At 71.4% G+C, this 3,010-nt stretch carries 1 protein-coding gene and 1 pseudogene; one reads left to right on the forward strand and one right to left on the reverse strand.

The window, feature by feature from the left end; translation table 11 throughout:
- The coding region (gene cbiE, locus AC08ON_RS04010) for a precorrin-6y C5,15-methyltransferase (decarboxylating) subunit CbiE (protein WP_476616479.1) at positions 1 to 761 on the reverse strand (761 nt) is incomplete at its 3' end.
- Positions 762 to 1,543: 782 nt separating this feature from the next.
- On the opposite strand from cbiE, the pseudogene AC08ON_RS04015 reads away from it, so the two are divergent.
- A pseudogene (locus AC08ON_RS04015) lies at positions 1,544 to 3,010 on the forward strand (acyl carrier protein); the annotation flags it as partial.

The raw sequence follows: 3,010 nt of genomic DNA on the forward strand, positions 1-3,010 counted from the left end.
TCGACCCAGGCGGAGGCGGGGGCGCTCTGGCGCGCCTCGTCCGGCCCCCCGAGCCGGTCGAGAACCGTCAGCAGGCTCTCGCCGTACCCGCGCCCGACGAGCAAGGTGGCGAACTCGACGGGCGTGGCCCGGTCGGAGCTGAGGACGAGCAGCCGTCGACGCGGCGCCAGTGCGGCCTGCACCTGCGCGAGGGGACGTCCGACCGCGCTCACCACGTCGACGTCGTCCACGGCCCACCCGAGCCGCGCGCAGGCCAGGGAGAGCGACGAAGGATGGGGCAGGACCCGCACCCGGTGCGCTCCCAGCAGCCGGACCAGAGTGGTGCCGATCCCGAAGAACATCGGATCACCACTCGCGAGAACACAGAGCTCACCCTGCCCCGCCTGAGCGCCGGTGCCGGCGTGCCCGGCCAGCAGGCGGGGCAGGGCCGGCAGCAGCGGGGACGGCCACGACACCCGCCGGCCTCCAACGGGCTGGCCGTCGATCCTTTCGGGCACGAGGGCAAGCTGGCGATCGGCGCCGAACAGCACGGCGGCCCCGCGCACCACCTCACGTGCCGTCGGCGCCAGCCCCGCCCAGCCGTCGGCCCCGATACCCACCACGGTGACGCGTACAGCAGAGGGGATGGAGTCGGCCCCGAAGTCGGCGGAGCTGGAGTCGGCGGAGCTGGAGTCGGCGGAGCTCACCGGCCCGGGGGACCCGGATCCGGTGACGTCACCGGATCCGGGCGCGGTCGCCGACGTGACGGCAGTATCGGACACAGCAGGCGAGCGTAGCGCGTCGGCCAGGAGGATCAAGAATAGCTGTGCGCCTCGTCCGGACAGGCCTGGTCGGCGACCTCCGCCACCTGCCCCGCGACCGCGTCCCACCACCGAGCCGCGGCAGCGGTCCGCGAGTATATCAGCCGCCGGCGGCCATGGGATGGAAAATCACCGCCGTATCGGGTAGCAATTCCTGGTGAAATGCGATCCCCGACACGTTGCACGCCGGCTCCGCGATCGGTGTGGCCTTCGAAGGCCTGATCACCTACGAACCCAGGAACAGGAAGAGCAGACATCTGTACGCCAAGGTACCAGGAGCGCTCCGGGACCTGCGCATAGGATGGCCGGGTAAATTCTCACATGGCCCGATCGCGCCAGGGCGTTTGAAGCCCAAACGCAGCGTCGGGCACCATGGCGTTCATGCTTGTTCACACGTGACCGACGACACGCACCCCGGCCGGCATGGTCGTACCCTGAGGAGATGGGGGCGTCGCACTCTCGACGGAGAGCGGACGGCTCCGCGCTCCGACTCCTCGCCGGTTGCCTGAGCCATACCCTTCCGCGTCCAGAGGAGATATTCCAAGTCGTTCTCGGCCCCGGCTTTCCGGGACTTTGTCCCACTCCGTACCGAGCGCTGACGGCTGGCCCTGGCTTTGGTCCGTGGCGGCCTTCTTCGTTGTCCGTCGACCCGTCGCCGAAACGAACGAAGGCGAACGCCCGGCGACGGACGCGGCTGTCGCCGACGCGTCGTTTCCTCATTGCATAGGACGCTGGGAGTTTGCATGCGCGATACGCGCGAAATCCAGGCACGATCGCCGCGCGGCACCGGTGGTGGGGCGAGCGAGGCGTGGCGTCTGCGGCTGGCCGGCCGATCGGAGACGGCCCAGCGCGCGCTCCTGCTGGACCTGATAGCCGGCCGGATCGCCGTGCTGACCGAGCGCAGCGGCGACGCGGCCATCCTCGGCCGGGAGTCCTCCTGGCGTGGTCTCGGGGTGTACCGCGGCATCGCCGATCGGCTGCGAGACGAACTGTCCGCGGCGACGGGTCTGCGCCTGCCCGCCACGCTGTTGTTCGACCGGCCCTCCCCCGAGGCCCTAGCCGACCATCTGCGCCGTGAGTTGCTGGGTATCGACGAGCCCGCCGCCGTCCCCGCCGCCGTCCCCGCCGCCACCGCCGTTCCTGCCACCGGCGAGGTCGGCTCGGAGCCGTTCCGGGGCCATGATCCCGTAGTCATCATCGGCATGGCCTGCCGGCTGCCCGGCGGCGCCGATTCACCGCAAGCCCTGTGGGACCTGGTGCGAGAGGGCCGGGATGCCGTCGGCGGCCTGCCCGACGACCGGGGCTGGGAGCTCGACGCGCTCTACGATCCTGATCCGGATCAGCCTGGCACCGCCTACACCCGCCATGGCGGATTCCTGCCCGGCATCGCGCTGTTCGACCCGGGATTCTTCGGTATCGGTCCACGCGAGGCACATGCCGTGGACCCGCAGCAGCGGCTGATGCTGGAGATCTCCTGGGAGGTGCTGGAGCACGCGGGCATTGACCCACGGTCGCTGCGGGGCAGCCGGACCGGCGTCTTCACCGGGGTGTCGCTGCAGGACTATGGCCCCGCCTGGCATGCGGCGCCCGCCGAAGCCCAGGGACAACTGCTCACCGGCAACGCCTCCGGCGTGATCGCCGGCCGCGTCTCCTACACGCTTGGTCTGGAAGGGCCCGCGTTGACCATCGACACCCAGTGTTCCTCGTCCCTGGTGGCGGTGCATCTGGCCGGCCAGGCGCTGCGGGCCGGCGAATGCGACCTCGCCTTGGCCGGTGGGGTGACCGTGATGTCGACCCCAGGGATCCTGGTGGAGTTCAGCCGCAAGCGGGGCCTGGCACCGGACGGGCGCTGCAAGGCGTTCTCCGCCGACGCCGACGGCACCGGCTGGGCCGACGGCGCGGGCGTGCTGCTGCTGGAACGGCTTTCCGACGCCCGCCGTAACGGCCATCACGTCCTCGCGGTCCTGCGTGGCACCGCGATCAACCAGGACGGCGCCAGCAACGGGATGACCGCGCCGAACGGCCTGTCCCAGCAGCGCCTGATCCGCCAGGCGCTGGCCAACGCCGGGCTGCGCGCCGCCGACGTCGACGCGGTGGAGGCGCACGGCACCGGCACGACGCTCGGTGACCCGATCGAGGCCCAGGCCGTCATTGCCACCTACGGCCAGGACCGAGCCGCCCACGGCCAGGACCGTGCGGCACGGCGGCCC

It is taken from the genome of Frankia sp. CoWAU3 (assembly GCF_977971855.1).